The following is a 15536-nucleotide window of genomic DNA, read 5'->3' on the forward strand; positions in this document are numbered from 1 at the left end:
GATACCCTCAAAACATACAATCGAGAGACCAAAGATGTTAAAAATACCAACCACCGGACTCATTACGGCAGCACTTTCAACGCTGTTCCTTGCCGGCCCGCATACTGTTTTTGCTGAACCGAAAACAGGCTTCAATAGAACCGTTTTATTAGAAAAAAAGCTGGAGCTTCCGAGCCCGAGCATTGATACCAAAATGATACGGGTCGAATTTCCACCCGCATTTAAAACACCTTGGCACACCCATGAAGGGCCGGGGCCGCGTTATGTCGTCAAGGGTACATTAAAAGTCGTTGAAGGCGGCAAAACCAACACCTATTCTGCCGGCCAGGTTTTTTGGGAAACCGGTGATCTGATGTCGGTGGAAAACATCGGCGACAATGTTGCTGAACTCATTATTTTCGAGTTAGCGCCAACCAAGTAACTTATCCGATCGAAACTATCCCAAGCAGGACTCCTAGTATTCAAAATTGCCTTATACGCTTTTGTACGCCATTCGATCTAAATTGATGCGCATCTATCTGGCCTACATCAGTATTGTGTTACTTTGGGCGACGACACCGCTGGCGATCAAATGGAGCACTGAAGGGACGGGATTTCTGTTCGCGGCGGCCGGACGAATGACGATTGGTTTGGCATGCCTGTTATTGATGCTGGCGCTGTCGCGGCAACGCCTGGCCTGGCATCGTAAGGCGCTACAGACTTACCTGGCCGTGGCCGTGCAAATTTACGGTTCGATGCTGGCGGTTTATTGGGCGGCGCCATTTATTCCTTCCGGCTGGATTTCGGTGATATTCGGTCTGTCGCCGTTGATGACGGCTTTATTGGCGGCGATCTGGTTAGGAGAGCGGAGCCTGACGCCGGGCAACCTGCTGGCTTATGTCCTGGGCATTAGCGGTTTATGGATTATGTTCGGCTCGGCGATGCAATTGGGTCATAACGCAGTGCTCGGTATAGTCGGCGTACTGGTGTCGACGTTTTTGCAAGCCATCAGCTCGGTTTGGGTCAAGCGCATTGCCGGGAAAATACCGGCCTTATCTCAGGTAACCGGAGGCCTGCTGCTGTCTGTGCCAGTTTATCTGATTACCTGGGCGCTACTTGACGGGCATTGGCCGGCTGATATTTCATCGATAGGTCTGGCATCTATTGTCTATCTGGGCATGATAGCCACGACGGTCGGCTTTGTGCTTTATTACTATTTACTGATCCACCAGAGCGCTACCAGAGTTGCATTGATCACCTTGATTTCGCCGGTCATGGCCCTGCTGTTGGGTCATGCCGTCAATCACGAACCGCTGACCATAAAAGTGGTGGCGGGAACACTGCTTATACTCTGCGCATTGCTGGCGCACACATTTTCTGGCCGGTTAAACAGCTCAAAATAAACGACTCTCCCCAGGCAATGCCGCAAAAGGCGATTCCTGAAGAATAACTAAAACAATGCGACGCCTTCAATAGCGCTTTCAACTGTTTCCGCCCTTATTTGCCGCCGGTTGCCTGCAAATTGCTTTTTGATCACTTTAGCTTCCCCGTATTTATCCGCCCATGCGATAAATACGGTGCCGACCGGTTTATCAGGCGTTCCGCCATCCGGCCCTGCTATGCCGGTCACCGCAACTGCAACATCCGCCTCGCTGTGCGCCAAAGCACCTGCCGCCATTTCAGTTGCGGTCTCGGCGCTCACCGCACCGTGTTTTTCCAAAGTTTCCGGGCTGACGTCCAACATCTGCACTTTTGCCGAATTGCTGTAGGTCACAAAGCCCCGGTCGAACCAAGCCGAACTGCCCGGCACGTCGGTAATCGTTTGCGCAATCCAGCCGCCGGTGCAGGATTCGGCTGTGGCTATTTTTTTGCCGTTGGCTTTTAATTTGCGGCCCAGTTGCTCGGCCAGTTCAAATAATTCAGACTCCATGATGTGACCTCGCGCGACTTCGGATAAAATAGGTCCATGAGTATAAAACAAAAGACCGCCGACCATACGCCGATGATGCAGCAATTTATGCGCATCAAGGCCGAACACCCCGATACCCTGCTGTTCTACCGTATGGGGGACTTTTACGAACTGTTTTTCGATGACGCCAAAAAAGCCTCGCAACTACTCGATATTACGCTGACCAGCCGGGGACAATCGGCGGGGCTTCCTATCCCAATGGCGGGAATTCCTTATCACGCCGCCGAAGGCTATCTTGCCAAGCTGCTAAAACACGGCGAATCCATCGCAATATGCGAACAAATCGGAGACCCGGCAACGTCCAAAGGGCCGGTCGAGCGCAAGGTAGTGCGCATCGTGACACCCGGCACGGTTACCGACGAAGCCTTGCTGGAAGACCGCAAAGATAATCTGCTGGTCGCGGTGTGCTCCTTCCCAAATTCACGACACGGCATCGCCAGCCTGGATTTAACCAGCGGCCGTTTTGTGTTGCAACAGGTCGAATCCATCGATCAGTTATTAAGCGAAATCGGCCGCCTTAACCCGGCCGAACTGCTGTTTAGCGAAGACTGGCCGCTGCCTGCCGGCTTAAAACAGCGTAGCGGCTTGTGCAGAAGACCGCCCTGGCATTTCGAGGCGGAAAGCGCCAAACAACTGGTGCTCAAGCAGTTCAACACGCTGGATTTGAAAGGCTACGGCTGTGAAAACATGCCCGCCGCCATCGCCGCAGCGGGCGGTTTGCTGCAATATGTCAAGGACACCCAGCAAAGCGCTCTGCCCCACATCCAAGGCATCCGCACCGAAAACAGCGACGATAGCATTTTGCTCGATGCATCCAGCCGCCGCAATCTTGAGCTTGATTTTCACCCGTCCGGGCAACTGCAATACACGCTGTTCGGAGTGCTGGACAAAACCGCAACCGCGATGGGCAGCCGCTGTTTGAGGCGCTGGATTAACCGGCCGTTACGCGACCACGACATTCTGAACAACCGCTACGCCTGTATCGACACCCTGCTTAATGTCTTGTTGTATCGCGACATTCAAAGCCACCTGCGACAGGTCGGCGATATTGAACGGATCAGCTCCCGTATCGCGTTAAAATCGGCTCGGCCCCGCGACTTGCTGGTGCTGCGCAATACCTTGGCGGTACTGCCCGCGCTGCAACAGGCGCTGTCCGGCGGCGATAACCCGCAGCTTACAGCTTTATGCGAACAGATCGGCGAGCATCCCGAGATGTTAAAGCTGCTGCAATCTGCGATCATCGACAACCCGCCGGTGCTGATTCGCGACGGCGGCGTGATTGCGCCCGGCTATCACCCGGAACTGGATGAGTTGCGGAACTTAAGCCAGAACGCCGACCAGTTCCTGATCGATATGGAGAACCGCGAAAAAGCGGCAACCGGCATCAGCACGCTGAAGGTCAATTACAACCGGGTGCATGGTTACTATATCGAGATTTCCAACCTGCATGCGGAAAAAGTCCCCGCACATTACACCCGTAAGCAGACTTTAAAAGGCGCTGAGCGATACATTACCGAGGAATTGAAATCGTTTGAAGATAAGGTGCTCAGCGCGAAAGAAAAATCGCTGTCTTTTGAAAAAGCCTTGTACGAGGAATTGCTGAACATCATCGGCGCGTCGTTAATCCCGTTGCAGCAGTGCGCCGCAGCGCTGGCCGAGCTGGATGTGTTGGTCAACTTTGCCGAACGCGCAGAAACCTTGAATTTATCTCAGCCGACGTTGGTCGATAAGCCCGGCATCACGATTGAAGCCGGTCGGCATCTGGTCGTTGAACAGGTTTCGGATATTCCGTTTGTGCCCAATGACTTGTCGTTTTCCAGCAAGCGCCGAATGCTGGTCATTACCGGTCCGAACATGGGCGGCAAATCGACTTACATGCGCCAGGCGGCGCTGATCGTGTTAATCGCCCACATCGGCTGTTATGTTCCGGCCAAGTCTTTAACCTGCGGCCCTGTCGACAAGATTTTCACCCGTATCGGCGCGTCCGACGACCTGTCCAGCGGACGCTCCACGTTTATGGTGGAAATGTCGGAAACCGCCAACATCCTGCATAACGCAACCTCAAAAAGCCTGATCTTGATGGACGAGATCGGCCGCGGCACCAGCACCTTCGACGGCTTGTCGCTGGCCTGGGCCTGCGCCGATCATCTGGCTAAAGAAACCCAGGCGTTTACGCTGTTTGCGACGCATTATTTTGAGCTGACCACGCTGCCCGAAGAACAAAAAACCATCCACAACGTACATCTGGATGCGATGGAGCATGGCGACAAAATTATTTTCCTGCATGCGGTCAAAGACGGCCCGGCCAGCCAGAGTTACGGCTTGCAGGTAGCCTCTTTGGCGGGCGTGCCTCGCTCGGTGATCGATAAGGCCAAAGCCAAGTTACGACATCTGGAAGACCACGCCTATCTTGAACAACAGGCGGAAACCGGGGTTAACCAGCTGGATTTGTTTTCATCGAAGGAATGCCATCCGGCGGTGGTGGCGCTCGAAGACATGAACCCGGATGATTTGAGCCCGAGACAGGCATTGGACTTGCTATACCGACTTAAGGGGATGGTGTAATAAAACCCAAATGTACAAGGAGCCGCGACTCCAGTCGCGCCCGATGTCGAAAGCGCCGATCTGCATAGCTAAAGTTGCGGTTCCTCGTGAATGCCGTAAAAGCGCTTATCAGCATCTTTTAATCCAGCTTTAAGCGCGTTGTTTTTGATGTATTCGTAAGCAATACAATAATGTCTTTCATCGCATATTTGTTTGTCGTAATAATCCTTTTGCCAGAATTTCCCTTGTCTTCCTAACGCTTGATTTAGGAGTATCGCAGACTCGCCCTTTAGTTTCTGCATAAGGCAAGACAGCCCTGTTTTTTGGGTAAACAGAAGGTGTACATGGTTAGGCATAATGCTAAAAGCGATTAAATCGTAAAAATCGGACTCAAGGCTTTTAAGGTATGCCGCCAAAAGGCAAATCATGTTGCCATACAAATAAGCGCCTTCGCGCGACTTGTCCAAATATTGATCGATTCGCCATTGTTTTTTGGACATTTCAAGGTCGGAACCAATCAGCTGATTTAAGTAGGCATCTAAGCTGTCTTGAGTCCTGAACGTGACAAACTAGACTGCGTTTAGCCGACTGTAATGATGCAAATGTTTAAATATTTTCATGATCTATTCCGAAACCGCGACTTCAGTCGCGCCCGATATTGAGAGTATCGTGATTATTGTTTCTCGTGCGCGACTGAAGTCGCGTCTCCTTCGTGAAAGCATAGGCAAAAATAACCGCTAGCCCGACCAAGATAAAAGCCTACAATGCACATTAATACTGTACAGAATGAGGAGCGGATATGAACTCAGTCAATGTCACCGAATTACGCCAGCATTTGCCCGATTATCTCAAACAAGTGCAGCAAGGCGAAGAAATCGCAATTACGCTGCACGGCAAAACCATTGCCCGCATCGTGCCCGATCGCAATGAAAGCAAACGCGAAGCCGCGTTAAAACGGTTGGAAGCATTGCGCGGCACCGTCATCGTCGGCGATATTATTGCACCGTCGGATGAAGAATGGACGGGCGATGCTGACAATCTATGACACCAATGTCCTATTATTTTGGGCGGATCGTCAGGATCGATTAACGGCTGTTGCGCAACAAGCACTGGATAGCGGGCGAGCAGAAGGCAATCTGGCCTGTGCTGCAATTAGCTTCTGGGAAATCGCCTTACTGTTTCGCAAAAATCGGCTGGTGTTGCCAACGCAACATACGCCAAGCTCTTACATGGAAGACATCGTTGAGTCGCTTGGCCTAAATATTCTCCCGCTCACGCCTGCCATCGCCGCATTGGCTGAAAGCGGTTAAAAACCGCTTCAGTTTTGAAGCCAATTACATATACACCACTTGGTTAAACGCTCATGGCGAACGTAGCATTATCGAAGACGCGGTTTTAAGTTGGCTAGCCCACGGCAATAATGCTACGGCCCAAGGCGCGGACTTTATCTACAGCGCTTGGGTAAGGCTGATAAAACACTGCCTCCGGCTATATTGCCCTATCCTTGTGCTTGGTTGCGCGACCATGCGACAGCTGCCGATGCGATATATTTCCTCAAATTCATCGTCAAAGCCGAATCCCTGGATACCGATACGTTACGTGCCGTTTTAATCTGGCTTAATACCTGGAGTGAGGATGCCAAACTGCTTTACTGTCCAGAACTTCTTGCCTCTTTACGAAACAAAGGATTATAGTCAAGTAGGGTACGCTGTGCGTACCCTCTGGCGTAGATTTGCTCGAAGATATGCCCGAAGCAGGCTTGGGAGTTGCTTTATAGGCTTAAGGGGAAGGTGTAATTTTAGGCTATACAAGGGCGGCTAAAGCCGCCCCCACACTACCAGCAGTTGGCTTATTTTTTACCTTGCTCATCGGCCAGCGCTTCAGCCAGCTGCTTTGCAGGCAGATAACCGGGGAAGATATTACCTTTTTCGGTAACAATCATCGGCGTTCCCTTCACTTCAAAATCCTCGGCCAATTGCATGTGCTCATCAACCGGATTGACGCAGGTTTTAGCCGGCGGTGTATCGCCTTTTTTCGCCGCCGTCAAAGCCGCTTTGCGGTCATCGGCGCACCAGACCGATACGGCTTTGTGGTATGAATCGGAACCTTTACCGGCTCTGGGGAAAAACAAATACTGGACAGTAATGCCTTCAGCCATGTATTGATCGATTTCCGAATGCAATTTACGGCAGTAACCGCAGTCAATATCGGTGAAGATGCTGACCGTATATTTGCTTGTTTTAGGCTTGAACACGATCATTTTATCCTGACCGAGTTTCTCTAACGCCTGTTTACGAGCGCCGCCCAATTTTTCTTCGGTTAAGTCGGTACGCGCTGCAACATCAACCAAGTGTCCCTGAATCAAATACTTGCCATCATCGGAAACATAAACGATATTACCGCCGACTGTTACTTCATAAAGTCCGCTGATTTCAGAAGGTTTGACTGCTCCCACTGTGACCGATGGCATGGCTTTGCCCAACGCTTGCCTGATTGCGTTTTCATCGGCATGCGCTACGGAGAAAGCCAGGCCGAGTAGCGATACTGCGGCAATCTTAATAACTTTTTTCATAATGTTCCTTAAATTGAGTAGGGACAAACCGCTTATTCCTGAATTATTGAAATAATCGTCCAATATCCAAAAACATAGCCAATGCCATTAACGACACAAGTAATGCAATACCGATTTGTTGAAAGAATATTTGCACCCTCTCTGAAACAGGGCTGCCTTTAATGCCTTCTATCGCAAAAAACAATAAATGCCCGCCGTCCAGCACCGGTATTGGCAATAAATTCAATATGCCTAAACTAACACTAACCAAGGCCATGTACTTTATAAAAGGAGTCAAGCCCATCGTGGCGGACTGCCCCGCATATTGGGCAATGCTGATAGGGCCGCTTAAATTTTCAACGGAGGCCTTGCCGATCAGCATCTTCGCCATCATTCTTAAGCTGGTGACGGAATAATAATAAGTAGTTTCAAATGCGACAGGAATCGCTGCCAGAGGCGACAACGCATATTCAACGCTCACCGACTTCATCAGTGCTTCAGGGATGTAAACCGATGCACCGACTTTACCCTCAATTTGATCGCCCACTTTGACGCTTTTCGGCGTAATACTTAAGGTCAAACGCGCACCATCCCGCTCAATCAACAGTTTGATTGCGACATCGGGGTGACGTTTTACAGTGTCGACCCATTGCATCCAGTCTTTGATCATCGTATCGTCAGCGCTGACAATCAGGTCGCCTTGTTGCAATCCGGCTGCCAGTGCGGCGCTATCGGGGAGCACTTTTCCTATGATAGGCTGCAATTTTGGCGACCAAGGCTTAAAGCCTAAGCGTTGATACAATACATCAGGGCTTTCACTGTCTTTATCGGCAAGCTCAAGCACCTTGATAGCTTGTTGACCATCAAAGTTTCTTACCTCAACCTTTATGCTGTGTTCTCCATCAAGCCCCGAGGATACTAATACACTCATGGCCTCGGTCCAGGTTGGCGTCGTCTTGCCGTTAACCGAGACGATCTCATCGCCTTCAACAAAGCCTGCGGCTGCGGCTAATGTACCCTGCTCTACCGCGCCGAGTATCGGTTTTATGCCGGTCTCGCCAATGACCAACACGCTCCAGAACAACACGACTGCGAGCACCAAGTTAAACAGGGGGCCTGCCGCAACGATGGCCGTTCTGGCTAATACAGATTGGCGATTAAACGCAAACGGCAAATCGGCTTCGCTGACTTCCCCTTCCCGCTCATCGACCATCTTGACATAGCCGCCCAGTGGGATTGCCGATATGGCATACTCTGTCGCACCTGGTTTTTTCCGGTACGACCATAAAACCTTGCCAAAACCGACCGAAAACCGGAGTACTTTGACTCCGGCTTTGCGCGCCACCCAGAAGTGTCCGAATTCATGAAATGAAACCAGGACGCTGATGGCGACCAGGAAATAAAACAGTGTATGCAGCAAATCCATCAATAATTAAGCTCTTCAATAATCTGCCTAGACGTTAACCGGGCCTGCTGATCCGTATCTAAAATGATTTCCAGCGTATCGGCAGGCTTGGCCTCGAATTCTCCCATACAGCGCTCAATAATAACCGGAATATCGGTAAAGCGAACCTGTTCATTCAAAAATGCTTCGACAGCAATTTCATTCGCCGCATTCAAAACAGTCGGCATGGTACCGCCCGCAGCAATAGCCTCATACGCCAGGCGTAAGCACGGAAAACGTTCAAGGCTTGGCTCCTGAAAATCCATACGTCCTACATCGAAAATATTCAACGGCTCAACGCCCGAATCGAAGCGTTCCGGCCATGCCATCGAATAAGCGATCGGTATGCGCATATCGGGATTGCCCATTTGCGCCAAAACCGTTCCATCTACATAATCCACCATCGAATGAATAACGCTTTGCGGATGGATAACCACCTGTATCTGATCTGGGGCCATATCGAATAAAATACAAGCCTCGATCATCTCCAGGCCCTTATTCATCATCGTTGCCGAATCCACGGAAATTTTTCTGCCCATATCCCAGTTAGGGTGAGCCACTGCTTGGGCGGGCGTTACAGCAACCAGCTGATCGACCGGCATTTCCCGGAAAGGGCCGCCGGAAGCGGTCAATAAAATACGTCTGGCTTGCTTCGCCTGCATGCCTGTTTTATAGCCTGCTGGCATGCACTGGAATATCGCATTATGCTCGCTATCGATCGGCAGCAACTGTGCTCCTGAGTCGCTGACGGCTTGCATGAAAATAGAACCCGACATCACTAGCGCTTCTTTGTTGGCCAATAATACGGTTTTACCCGCTTTGGCCGCCGCCAGACTCGGCAATAAGCCCGCTGCGCCTACGATGGCCGCCATGACTGAATCGACGTTGTCCAGTGTGGCGACATGTTCCAAGGCCTTGGCGCCTGACAGGACTTTTATATCGGCTATCGTCGAGTCTTTAAGCTTTTGTTCAAAGATTCGCGCCTTATCTTCATCCACTACAACGACGATCTCTGGATGATGCTCCAGACATTGCTCGTAGAGGGTGTCAATATTGGTATTGGCGGTTAACGCAACAACCTTGTACAGACTTGAATGCCTGGCTACCACATCTAAGGTGCTGACACCGATCGAGCCGGTCGCTCCAAGTATGCAAATGCCTTTCATGACATCAGTCCTATCAATAATATGCCGGCATAAAAAAATGGAATGGCTGCAATCAAACTGTCAACCCTGTCCAGAATACCGCCGTGACCGGGTAGTATTGAGCCCGTATCTTTAACGCCGCGCTGACGTTTGACCACGCTAAAAAATAAATCGCCATAAATAGAGATCAACACCGTCAATACAGACAACATTATAAAATCGGATACTCTCATCCAGACAAAACCATCTCGATAGCTATAATAGCCAATGAACGCTATGGACCAAACGGCGCCGGCTAGTAAAGCCCCATACATGCCTTGCACCGTCTTGCCTGGGCTGATTTCAGGCGCCAACTTGATTTTACCGAATTTCTTACCGGCAAAATAAGCCGCAATGTCCGCCGTCCAAACTAAAATCAAAAAGTACAAGGTCATTTCCGAGCCGTAAAAAGCTCTTAACCTGCTTAAAAACATCCATGTCGCCAACAAAATACCCCATCCGATTAAGGCTTTATATCGGGCTCTCATTCCCAGCTTTAAAACGCCCTCAGGCGTGTTCCTGATTAATATCATGACCAGTATCCAGAACAGCACCGGCGGTATAACCAGCCACTCCAGAGCGCCTGAATAGTCCCTGATATCAGGCCAATCCAATACTTGGGCGGCCAGCTCCAGAAATTGTGTCCAAAAATGCAGCCATAGCATCGGCAGAATCAACGCGAACAAAAACAACCCGCGTTTAAGCGGCGAATTGATACCGATAAGGTTAGCCCACTCCCATGCCGCCAAAAGAGTGATCAGCCCTATAAGCAATGAAAAATACTCTGAAGGCAGCTGAAAAACGGCAAGCACAACTAGAGGAACCAGAATTAATGCGGTAATAATTCGCTGTAGTAACATTTTGATTATTATTATGATGAAGTTGGAATTAAGTGTTAATTTTCAGTAAAAAATCGGCCAGTTATTTTAAAGTAATTGATTCAAGTTGCTCTCCGGTATAACCAAAGCGCCTTTGCCTGCTTTTAAAGCTCTTGATAGCATCTTCGAGTGAACTCTGGTCGAAATCCGGCCATAGCGTTTCGGTAAAATACAATTCTGTATAAGCCAGTTGCCATAACAAAAAGTTACTGACGCGCTGCTCGCCGCCGGTCCTGATAAACAAGTCGGGTTCTGGCAGATCCGCGGTTGATAAGTACTGGTTGATCAGCTGCTCATTAATGTCCTGATTTTCCAATTCTCCGGCGGCAATTTTTGCCGCCACTGTCCGAAACGCCTGACACATATCCCAGCGCCCGCCATAATTTGCCGCGATAACCAGCGTTAAGGCATTATTATCTTTGGTTTGCGCCTCTCCATCGGCCATTTTGGCTTGTAACTTATCAGAAAATGCCGTCCTGTCGCCGATAAATCGCAAGCGGATGTTATTACGGTCCAGCTTATTGATTTCTCTTTGCAGAGTCGCCATGAACAAGCCCATCAACAATGACACTTCTTCTTCGGGGCGACGCCAGTTCTCACTGCTAAAAGCAAACAAAGTCAAGACTTCAACCTCGTGCTTCGCGCAATACTCGACAATTTTCCGAACCGCTTTAACCCCGGCCTGATGCCCGACGGCGCGAGGCATAAATCTTTTCTGCGCCCAACGACCGTTACCATCCATGATAACGGCGATATGGCGCGGATTGTTGCTATTTATCCCTGTATTGAGGGTGGGGGCCGATTCCAAACTGTTACAGTCATCCGTAGACATTGTTTAAATCCCAATTACATTGACAGTAAATCAGCTTCTTTTGCTTCCAGCAATTTCTCAACGTCTTTTACATATTGATCGGTCAATTTTTGAATTTTTTCTTCGGCCGCACGTGCCTCATCTTCGGAAATCATTTTTTCCTTTAAGGCATCTTTTATTGCTGAATTGGCATCGCGGCGAATATTTCTGATTGCAACGCGACCATTCTCCGCTTCATTCTTGACCACTTTAACCAAGGCACGACGGCGCTCTTCAGTCAACGGCGGCAATGGAATCCTGATAGTCATGCCGTTGGTAGCAGGGTTTAAACCCAGATCCGATTTCAAAATGGCTTTTTCAATCGCCTGGACCATGCCTTTTTCCCACGGTGTAATCGTCAATGTACGTGCGTCTTCGACCGCTATGTTGGCAACCGATGATAAAGGGGATTCAGTCCCATAATAGGTAACGCTGATTTGATCCAACAAACTGGGATGCGCCCTACCCGTCCTTATTTTTGAGAATTCATGTTTCAAGGCTTCAATACTTTTGCCCATGCGGGTTGAAGCATCCTGTTGAATGTCACTAATCATTATCTGTTCCTCGTTGAATAAGAGATCCTATCTCTTCGCCCATCATCAATCTCATTACTGCACCTTTCTCAAAAATATTCATCACCCGCATTGGCACATTATTATCCCGACATAATACCAACGCAGTGGTGTCCATTACATTGAGGCGCTGATCCAGCGCTTCGTCATAAGTTAATCGTGGATAGAATTTAGCATTCTTGTCTTTTTGCGGATCGGCGGAATAAACGCCTTTCACTTTAGTCGCCTTAATCATCAACTCGGCATTGATTTCAATCGCCCTGAGACTGGCTGCCGAATCGGTAGTAAAAAAAGGATTGCCGGTTCCCGCCGCAAAAATAACAACCCGGCCTTTTTCCAGATGTCTGACCGCCCTGCGGCGGATATAATCTTCACAAACCTGATTGATTTTCAGCGCGGACATTACCCTGACCTGCTGTCCGTGAGCTTCCAGCGCATCTTGCATGGCTAAGGCATTGATCACGGTAGCCAGCATACCCATTTGGTCGCTGGTTACTCTATCCAATCCTTCCGAAGCTTTTTCCGCGCCACGCAATATATTACCGCCACCGATAACCAAACCAATTTGAAGACCGGCATCGCATAACTCTTTAATTTCAGTAGCAAGACGTTTAACAATATCTGCATCAATACTGCCACCTGTCTCACTCATTAAAGCTTCACCGCTTAACTTAAGTAAAATTCTCTGGCAAATCAATTTAGTCATTTTAATTATCGGGGGCTGGTAGTTATTATCGATGCGTATTCTACGGAGTTAGCCGAAGAGTGAATTAATTGCCTCTAACTTGCGCCATAACTTCTTCGGCAAAGTTTTCTTCTTTCTTTTCAATACCTTCGCCCACTTCCAAACGGGCAAAACGGACTACGCTGTTACCTTTAGATGCAAGCAGTTTGCCGATAGTAACTTTATCGTCCTTAATGAAAGGTTGACCCACCAGGGTGATTTCGGCCAAAAACTTGCTGATACGGCCGACTACCATCTTCTCAATAATGTCTGCCGGTTTTCCGCTTTCTGCAGCTTGAGCCGAGAAAATCTCTTTTTCTTTCTCAATAAGTTCCGCAGGCACTTGCTCGTCGGAAACACAAGTCGGTTTACTTGCTGCAATATGCATCGCAATATCTTTGCCTAATTCGTCATCAGCCTTGGCTAATTCAACGATCACGCCGATTTTTTTGCCGTGCAAATAACAAGCTGTACCACCCGTAGCGGTGTGGTATTTCAGGAACCTTCTGACAGTAATATTTTCGCCCAACTTGGCAATCAGACCGCGACGAACTTCGTCTACGATAGTGCCGTCGGCCAACTTCATTGCCAGCAGTTGTTCTTCTGTTTCGACATCGGAACTCAACAAAGCCGCCGTGACGTTATTGACGAAATTCACGAAATCATCAGCCTTGGCAACAAAATCAGTCTCGCAATTGACATCGGCAATCGCCACAGTTTTGCCGTCATCACTGACTTTTACGCCGATGATGCCTTCGGCAGCAATGCGATCGGATTTTTTATCGGCCTTGGCTAAACCGGATTTGCGCATATTTTCAATCGCCAATTCCATGTCGCCATTCGCTTCAACTAACGCTTTTTTGCACTCCATCATGCCGGAGCCAGTTCTTTCACGTAGTTCCTTAACCATTGCAGCACTAATAGTATTACTCATTCTTTGTTTTTCCTCATTAGTTCATCACTATAAAAACGCCCCCGTGAGGAGGCGTTTTTTTGCCTAACTTCTAAGCGCCCAAAAAGCGCCTGTAAAAAAATAAAACCGTATTTTATTCAGCTGCCGCTTCTTCAACAAAATCATCCGCTTTTGCTGATAATCCCAAACTAGCTGTTTTAGCTTCCATGACTGCCGCGGAAACACTTTCGCAGTAGAGTTTAACGGCACGGATCGAGTCATCATTACCAGGGATGATGTAATCAATTTTTTCCGGTGAATTATTCGAATCCACAATGCCGACGACTGGAATACCTAATTTCTTGGCTTCACTAATCGCATTCTTTTCATAACCGACATCCAATATGAAAATCACGTCAGGGACGCCTTTCATGTCTTTAATTCCGCCCAAACTGCGTTCCAGCTTTTCAAGCTCGCGTTCCATACCCAACGCTTCTTTCTTGCCGAAACGTTGATAAAGGGTGCCGTCAGCCTTCATCGCTTCTAATTCTTTTAAGCGATTGATAGATTTCTTGATGGTTTTGAAATTTGTCAGCATGCCGCCTAACCAACGATGGTTAACATAAGGCATGCCACAACGTGTTGCTTCTTCGGCAACCACTTTACGCGCTGCTTTTTTGGTGCCGACAAACAGGACGGTGCCTTTGTTTGCTGTCATCTGACCCAGATAATTCATTGCGTCGTTGAACATTGGAAGCGTTTTTTCCAAATCAATGATATGGATCTTGTTACGTGCGCCGAATAGGTATGTAGCCATTTTCGGGTTCCAATAACGAGTTTGATGTCCAAAGTGAACACCCGCTTCAAGCATTTGACGCATAGATACTGCTGCCATTAATTTCTCCTAAGATAAAAAATTCGGAACCGCTGTTCCGAGTTGGGTTACGCCTCCACCTATCCCGATTGGAAACCGGTTACAATAATTTGTAACCAGCACCCTTCCAAACGTGACGATAGGCGTGAGTATTAGTTCAAAAAAGAACTTCCCTTTATACCATAATTAGCCATTCACAACAAGCTGATCTCTGTTAAAATGGCTTTATTACACGGGAGCAAGAAGAGAAATTCATGACTAAAAACCCAGTCGCTTGCGCCTTTTGCCTTTTGCCTTACACCTGATTTTTATGAGCATAATTATTAAGACCGAAAGTGAAATTGAAAAAATGCGTATCGCCGGAAAGCTGGCGGCCGAAGTCTTAGAGATGATCGAGCCTTATGTCGTTCCCGGCGTCACCACAGACGAGCTTGATCAGATCTGTCACGATTATATTGTCGACATCCAAAACGCCGTACCTGCGCCACTCAATTACCGCGGATTTCCGAAATCAATTTGCACGTCAATTAACCAGCAGATCTGCCACGGCATTCCCAGCGGGAAAAAACTCAAATCAGGCGATATCGTCAACATCGACATTACCGTCATCAAAGACGGCTACCACGGAGATACCAGTAAAATGTTTTGCGTCGGCGAAGTAAGCCGGCATGCAAAACGCCTGGTTAGAATAACCCAGGAAGCCATGTTTTTAGGCATCCAACAAGTCAAGCCGGGCGCCACACTAGGCGATGTCGGCCATGCCATACAAAAACATGCGGAATCCAATCGCTACTCCGTCGTCAGGGAGTTTTGCGGACACGGTATCGGTAAAAACTTTCACGAAGAGCCCCAAGTGCTGCATTACGGCAAAGCCGGTGAGGGAGAAGTCCTTGAGGCTGGCATGATATTAACCATCGAACCCATGATTAATCTCGGAAAACGGCATATGAAGGTGTTGGCCGACGGCTGGACGGCTGTAACCAAAGACAGAAGCTTATCCGCGCAATGGGAACACACCATCCTGGTAACCCAGAACGGCTATGAAATCCTGACTTTACGCCAAGAAGAAATGTGA

General features: G+C 48.8%; 17 protein-coding genes. 6 read left to right on the forward strand and 11 right to left on the reverse strand.

Going from position 1 to position 15536, the window contains the following annotated elements; translation table 11 throughout:
- The first annotated feature begins 34 nt into the window (after positions 1 to 34).
- Positions 35 to 421: a cupin domain-containing protein gene (locus B0F88_RS13015; protein ID WP_104424358.1), complete on the forward strand. Its 387-nt coding sequence runs from the start codon at positions 35 to 37 to the stop codon at positions 419 to 421.
- A gap of 85 nt (positions 422 to 506) precedes the next feature.
- Positions 507 to 1382 carry a DMT family transporter gene (locus B0F88_RS13020; RefSeq protein WP_104424359.1) on the forward strand — a complete coding sequence of 292 codons (876 nt, stop codon included), beginning with the start codon at positions 507 to 509 and terminating at the stop codon, positions 1380 to 1382.
- Positions 1383 to 1429: 47 nt separating this feature from the next.
- On the opposite strand, the gene B0F88_RS13025 is transcribed toward B0F88_RS13020, so the two are convergent.
- Positions 1430 to 1909, reverse strand: a complete 480-nt coding sequence (locus B0F88_RS13025) for a CinA family protein (RefSeq protein WP_181049904.1) — start codon at positions 1907 to 1909, stop codon at positions 1430 to 1432.
- Between the two features lie 36 nt (positions 1910 to 1945).
- Here B0F88_RS13025 and mutS point away from each other — a divergent pair, with 36 nt between their 5' ends.
- Positions 1946 to 4513 carry a DNA mismatch repair protein MutS gene (gene mutS / locus B0F88_RS13030; protein ID WP_104424360.1) on the forward strand — a complete coding sequence of 856 codons (2568 nt, stop codon included), beginning with the start codon at positions 1946 to 1948 and terminating at the stop codon, positions 4511 to 4513.
- 68 nt (positions 4514 to 4581) lie between these two features.
- Here the strand turns inward: mutS and B0F88_RS13035 are convergent, their stop codons facing one another.
- Positions 4582 to 4992, reverse strand: coding sequence for a transposase (locus B0F88_RS13035; protein ID WP_104424361.1), 411 nt, complete (start codon positions 4990 to 4992; stop codon positions 4582 to 4584).
- A 299-nt stretch (positions 4993 to 5291) separates the two neighbouring features.
- On the opposite strand from B0F88_RS13035, the gene B0F88_RS13040 reads away from it, so the two are divergent.
- Complete coding sequence (locus B0F88_RS13040; protein WP_104424362.1) at positions 5292 to 5537, forward strand: type II toxin-antitoxin system Phd/YefM family antitoxin; 246 nt, start codon at positions 5292 to 5294, stop codon at positions 5535 to 5537.
- The gene (locus tag B0F88_RS13045; protein ID WP_219820852.1) at positions 5521 to 5802 is read left to right on the forward strand and encodes a hypothetical protein; all 282 of its coding nucleotides are present in this window, start codon (positions 5521 to 5523) and stop codon (positions 5800 to 5802) included. Before B0F88_RS13040 ends, B0F88_RS13045 begins: the two co-directional genes overlap by 17 nt.
- 539 nt (positions 5803 to 6341) lie before the next feature.
- On the opposite strand, the gene B0F88_RS13050 is transcribed toward B0F88_RS13045, so the two are convergent.
- From B0F88_RS13050 to rpsB, 9 genes are all read right to left on the reverse strand, one after another.
- A complete protein-coding gene (locus B0F88_RS13050) occupies positions 6342 to 7064 on the reverse strand; it encodes a DsbC family protein (RefSeq protein WP_104424363.1) in 723 nt (240 codons plus the stop codon).
- Between the two features lie 43 nt (positions 7065 to 7107).
- On the reverse strand, positions 7108 to 8469 hold the full coding sequence (gene rseP / locus B0F88_RS13055; protein ID WP_104424364.1) for an RIP metalloprotease RseP: 1362 nt from the start codon (positions 8467 to 8469) through the stop codon (positions 7108 to 7110).
- Complete coding sequence (gene ispC, locus B0F88_RS13060) at positions 8469 to 9653, reverse strand: 1-deoxy-D-xylulose-5-phosphate reductoisomerase (RefSeq protein ID WP_104424365.1); 1185 nt, start codon at positions 9651 to 9653, stop codon at positions 8469 to 8471. Before ispC ends, rseP begins: the two co-directional genes overlap by 1 nt.
- Positions 9650 to 10531 carry a phosphatidate cytidylyltransferase gene (locus B0F88_RS13065; RefSeq protein WP_104424366.1) on the reverse strand — a complete coding sequence of 294 codons (882 nt, stop codon included), beginning with the start codon at positions 10529 to 10531 and terminating at the stop codon, positions 9650 to 9652. The genes ispC and B0F88_RS13065 overlap by 4 nt, the downstream gene beginning before the upstream one ends.
- A 61-nt stretch (positions 10532 to 10592) precedes the next feature.
- A complete protein-coding gene (locus tag B0F88_RS13070) occupies positions 10593 to 11381 on the reverse strand; it encodes an isoprenyl transferase (RefSeq protein ID WP_104424367.1) in 789 nt (262 codons plus the stop codon).
- A 14-nt stretch (positions 11382 to 11395) separates the two neighbouring features.
- The gene (frr, locus tag B0F88_RS13075; RefSeq protein ID WP_104424368.1) at positions 11396 to 11953 is read right to left on the reverse strand and encodes a ribosome recycling factor; all 558 of its coding nucleotides are present in this window, start codon (positions 11951 to 11953) and stop codon (positions 11396 to 11398) included.
- Positions 11946 to 12677, reverse strand: a complete 732-nt coding sequence (gene pyrH, locus B0F88_RS13080; RefSeq protein ID WP_104424369.1) for a UMP kinase — start codon at positions 12675 to 12677, stop codon at positions 11946 to 11948. Before pyrH ends, frr begins: the two co-directional genes overlap by 8 nt.
- A 64-nt stretch (positions 12678 to 12741) precedes the next feature.
- Positions 12742 to 13629, reverse strand: coding sequence for a translation elongation factor Ts (tsf, locus tag B0F88_RS13085; protein WP_104424370.1), 888 nt, complete (start codon positions 13627 to 13629; stop codon positions 12742 to 12744).
- Positions 13630 to 13741: 112 nt separating this feature from the next.
- Entirely contained in the window at positions 13742 to 14482 is a 741-nt protein-coding gene (rpsB, locus tag B0F88_RS13090; protein WP_104424371.1) for a 30S ribosomal protein S2, read from the reverse strand.
- A 289-nt stretch (positions 14483 to 14771) separates the two neighbouring features.
- On the opposite strand from rpsB, the gene map reads away from it, so the two are divergent.
- Positions 14772 to 15536 carry a type I methionyl aminopeptidase gene (map, locus tag B0F88_RS13095; RefSeq protein WP_104424429.1) on the forward strand — a complete coding sequence of 255 codons (765 nt, stop codon included), beginning with the start codon at positions 14772 to 14774 and terminating at the stop codon, positions 15534 to 15536.

Origin of the sequence: Methylobacter tundripaludum (genome assembly GCF_002934365.1) — a bacterium.
Classification (GTDB): Bacteria; Pseudomonadota; Gammaproteobacteria; order Methylococcales; family Methylomonadaceae; genus Methylobacter_A; species Methylobacter_A tundripaludum_A.

What these genes read in the sequence shown, in the direction of transcription:
- rseP (WP_104424364.1), bottom strand. Translation starts at nt 8,469, where the DNA reads ATGGATTTGCTGCATACACTGTTTTATTTCCTGGTCGCCATCAGCGTC.
- B0F88_RS13040 (WP_104424362.1), top strand. Translation starts at nt 5,292, where the DNA reads ATGAACTCAGTCAATGTCACCGAATTACGCCAGCATTTGCCCGATTAT.
- B0F88_RS13025 (WP_181049904.1), bottom strand. Translation starts at nt 1,909, where the DNA reads ATGGAGTCTGAATTATTTGAACTGGCCGAGCAACTGGGCCGCAAATTA.
- pyrH (WP_104424369.1), bottom strand. Translation starts at nt 12,677, where the DNA reads ATGACTAAATTGATTTGCCAGAGAATTTTACTTAAGTTAAGCGGTGAA.
- B0F88_RS13045 (WP_219820852.1), top strand. Translation starts at nt 5,521, where the DNA reads ATGCTGACAATCTATGACACCAATGTCCTATTATTTTGGGCGGATCGT.
- B0F88_RS13015 (WP_104424358.1), top strand. Translation starts at nt 35, where the DNA reads ATGTTAAAAATACCAACCACCGGACTCATTACGGCAGCACTTTCAACG.
- B0F88_RS13065 (WP_104424366.1), bottom strand. Translation starts at nt 10,531, where the DNA reads ATGTTACTACAGCGAATTATTACCGCATTAATTCTGGTTCCTCTAGTT.
- tsf (WP_104424370.1), bottom strand. Translation starts at nt 13,629, where the DNA reads ATGAGTAATACTATTAGTGCTGCAATGGTTAAGGAACTACGTGAAAGA.
- frr (WP_104424368.1), bottom strand. Translation starts at nt 11,953, where the DNA reads ATGATTAGTGACATTCAACAGGATGCTTCAACCCGCATGGGCAAAAGT.
- B0F88_RS13035 (WP_104424361.1), bottom strand. Translation starts at nt 4,992, where the DNA reads ATGTCCAAAAAACAATGGCGAATCGATCAATATTTGGACAAGTCGCGC.
- B0F88_RS13020 (WP_104424359.1), top strand. Translation starts at nt 507, where the DNA reads ATGCGCATCTATCTGGCCTACATCAGTATTGTGTTACTTTGGGCGACG.
- mutS (WP_104424360.1), top strand. Translation starts at nt 1,946, where the DNA reads ATGAGTATAAAACAAAAGACCGCCGACCATACGCCGATGATGCAGCAA.
- B0F88_RS13050 (WP_104424363.1), bottom strand. Translation starts at nt 7,064, where the DNA reads ATGAAAAAAGTTATTAAGATTGCCGCAGTATCGCTACTCGGCCTGGCT.
- B0F88_RS13070 (WP_104424367.1), bottom strand. Translation starts at nt 11,381, where the DNA reads ATGTCTACGGATGACTGTAACAGTTTGGAATCGGCCCCCACCCTCAAT.
- rpsB (WP_104424371.1), bottom strand. Translation starts at nt 14,482, where the DNA reads ATGGCAGCAGTATCTATGCGTCAAATGCTTGAAGCGGGTGTTCACTTT.
- map (WP_104424429.1), top strand. Translation starts at nt 14,772, where the DNA reads ATGAGCATAATTATTAAGACCGAAAGTGAAATTGAAAAAATGCGTATC.
- ispC (WP_104424365.1), bottom strand. Translation starts at nt 9,653, where the DNA reads ATGAAAGGCATTTGCATACTTGGAGCGACCGGCTCGATCGGTGTCAGC.